Annotated in this window: 3 protein-coding genes; all 3 read right to left on the minus strand. The window is 64.0% G+C overall.

The window, feature by feature from the left end; genetic code table 11:
- The 3 genes from HK22_RS13640 to HK22_RS13650 are packed head-to-tail and all read right to left on the minus strand — an operon-like array spanning position 1 to position 2,626.
- Positions 1 to 1,506: an efflux transporter outer membrane subunit gene (locus tag HK22_RS13640; protein WP_062026976.1), complete on the minus strand. Its 1,506-nt coding sequence runs from the start codon at positions 1,504 to 1,506 to the stop codon at positions 1 to 3.
- Position 1,507: 1 nt separating this feature from the next.
- Positions 1,508 to 2,419, minus strand: a complete 912-nt coding sequence (locus HK22_RS13645) for an HlyD family secretion protein (protein ID WP_062026974.1) — start codon at positions 2,417 to 2,419, stop codon at positions 1,508 to 1,510.
- Positions 2,420 to 2,431: 12 nt separating this feature from the next.
- Entirely contained in the window at positions 2,432 to 2,626 is a 195-nt protein-coding gene (locus HK22_RS13650; RefSeq protein WP_062026972.1) for a DUF1656 domain-containing protein, read from the minus strand.
- Between the last annotated feature and the right edge of the window lie 97 nt (positions 2,627 to 2,723).

The raw sequence follows: 2,723 nt of genomic DNA on the forward strand, positions 1-2,723 counted from the left end.
TTACCTTGTAAAAGCTCTGACGAAAGCGTTTTGCTGATTGACTTCGACGGGGAGCCTTGTGTCGGTGAGGGCTTTTCCCTGCCATCCGGCGCCGAGGGCGATGTAGAGGGCGACGGCGTTGCGGACGCGGGCGAGACGTCCGACGACGGCCTGGTCCTGTGCGGACAGGGCGGTCTGTTCGGTCGTCAGCACGTTCAGATAGCCGGTCAGACCGGCCCCGAAGAGCTTCTGGGCGCGGTCGCGGGCGAGGCCGGCGTCGACGGAGGCCTGGTTCAGCTGCTCGACCAGTTCGGCATTATGCCGCCAGTCGCCCATCGCGTCCTCGACATCCGCGAACGCCCTGAGCACCGTCTTGCGGTAGTTCAGACGGCTGCCCTCGGCCTCGGCCCGGGCCTGCGCGATCGCGGCGGTGTAGCGGCCGCCATGAATGACCGGCAGCGTCGCCATCATCATGAAGCTCCACGCCATGCCGCCCGCCTGGAACGCCTGATAGGCGGCGGAAGCGTTCGGGTTGAACGTCAGCGGGATCATGAATTTCGGATAGAGGTTCGAAACCGCAATGCCCACGCGCGCGGTGTCAGCTGCGTATTCGGCCTCGGCCACACGGATATCGGGGCGGTTGGCCAGCACGATCGACGGCAGGCTGTCGGGGAAGCGCGGCAGATCGGGGATCGGACGGCGCTTTTCCAGCTCTTCCTCAAGCTGGCCCGGCATGTCGCCAACAAGGACGGCGATGGCATGCATCAGCCGCTCTTCCTGCTCGTGCAACGGCGCCAGACGGGCGCGCTCGAGATGTTCTTCCGTCTGGGCCTGCGCCACGGCCAGCGTGTTGCCGAGGCCATGGGTGTAGAGCTTTTCGGTCAGTTCGCGCGAGCGCACGGCTACGTCGATGGCACGCTCGGTCACGGTCAGACGCTCCTGCACCGAGCGCAGTGTCACATAGTCCGTCGCCATCTCGGCCAGCAGGGCCAGGAGAACGCCCCGACGGTTCTCGATCGATTCCTCGACGATCCGCTTGCGCTCTTCCACCTGCCGGGCGATGTGCCCGAACAGATCGACTTCCCAGGTCGCCCGCGCGCCATAGGTCAGGACCGAAGCTTCGGGGCGGTTGGCCGGATTGCCCGGACGCAGCGGCCAGTTGTCGATATTGATCGAATAGCGGTCATCGCCGCCACCTGCGGCCACGTCGAGCTGCGGATACCAGGCCGACTGTGCCTGACGGCGGACGGCGCGCTCGGCGATGATGTGCTGCGAGGCGATCTGCAGGTCGTAATTGCCCTTGATCGCCTGATCCACCAGCTCGTTGAGCATGGGGTCGTGGAACTGCGACCACCAGTCCTTCATGTCCGCCGCCGACTGCGCCAGCGCATCGGCCGTGGCGGGATGGGGCTGCTCGACGAAGGCGTCGGGCACCTTGATCCGGTCCGGCGTGAAGTTTGGCCCCACCGTACACGCCGTCAGCGACAGACAGGTACTCAGGGCAAGGGTCAGGAATTTGCGGGACATATCAGAGGTGGTTCTGCAGCCAGGTGGTCAGACGCCCGCGCGCGCCCGGCGTTTCGCGCCCGATCGTCACCGTGGCCGTCATGCCGGCCGCCAGCGTGATGTTCGGCGGTACGCTGTCGAGTTCCAGACGCACCGGAATACGCTGCGCCAGACGCACCCAGGTGAAGATCGGATTGACGTCCGGCAGGCCCAGCTTGTCGGACACGCCGTTCTGGTCGTTGATGCCGCGGCCGATGCTCACGACATGCGCCATGAGGATCTGTTTGTAGCCCATCAGCTTGATGCGGGCTTCGTCCCCCACATGCACGCCGTGCATCTTCGTTTCTTCGAAATAGCCGTTGATCCAGAAGCTGTGCGCGTCGATCACGGCCATACCGGGCTGACCGGCATGGGCGTAATCACCCACGCGCAGGTTCAGGTTGGTGATGTAGCCGTCCACCGGCGAATAGACCGTGGAGCGCTGGAGGTTAAGCAGGGCGGTGTTCAGTTCGGCCCTGGCCGCGTTGACCTTGGCGCGCTGGGTCTCGACATTGGAGTTGAAGTCTTCCTGTTCTTCCGCCGAGACGATACCGCCCAGTCCCATGCGGCGCTTTGCATCGGAGCTGCGGAGCTTGAGGTCTTCCTCGGCTCCGGCCAGACGGGCGCGGGCGGCGTCGATGTCGAGGCGGAAGCGCACCGGATCGAGCACGAAGAGCGGATCGCCCTTGTGAACATACTCGTTGTCCACGACCGGCACGGCCACGACCGTGCCTGAAACTTCGGGGGCGGCGTCTACGACATAGACGCGCACGCGGCCGTCACGGGTCCAGGGGGCGAGGACATAGATGTCCCACATCGTCCGCCCCAGGCCGATGGCGAGCGCCAGCACCACAAGGGTCAGCAGGACACGGATTACACTGCGGGTCCAGTTCATCGCTGACCCTCCCTAGACGTAAAGGATGAGCAGACAGAGAACACAGACATAGAGCGCTATTTCAAAGAGAGCGACGTGCCAGAACCATCCCAGGGCGCCCGTGCGCCACAGGAGGCTTCTCAGCAGTAACGTTACAAAGACCGCCGCTACGGCATAAATGGAAAGCGGAGCAACGAAAACGCCAAACAGGTTAACTTCAGCCAGCATCAGAAGCCAGCTCCAGCGTCAACCACCAGACTGCCAAACGCCAGACTGTAAGACAACTCGCCCACAACGCTCCTCACTCAGACACAACGACTCCTCC

The sequence above is a fragment of the Gluconobacter sp. DsW_056 genome, assembly GCF_002153595.1.
Lineage (GTDB): Bacteria > Pseudomonadota > Alphaproteobacteria > Acetobacterales > Acetobacteraceae > Gluconobacter > Gluconobacter albidus.

Excerpts from the sequence above, each read along its gene's own strand:
- HK22_RS13640 (WP_062026976.1), bottom strand. The coding sequence starts at position 1,506 with ATGTCCCGCAAATTCCTGACCCTTGCCCTGAGTACCTGTCTGTCGCTG.
- HK22_RS13645 (WP_062026974.1), bottom strand. The coding sequence starts at position 2,419 with ATGAACTGGACCCGCAGTGTAATCCGTGTCCTGCTGACCCTTGTGGTG.
- HK22_RS13650 (WP_062026972.1), bottom strand. The coding sequence starts at position 2,626 with ATGCTGGCTGAAGTTAACCTGTTTGGCGTTTTCGTTGCTCCGCTTTCC.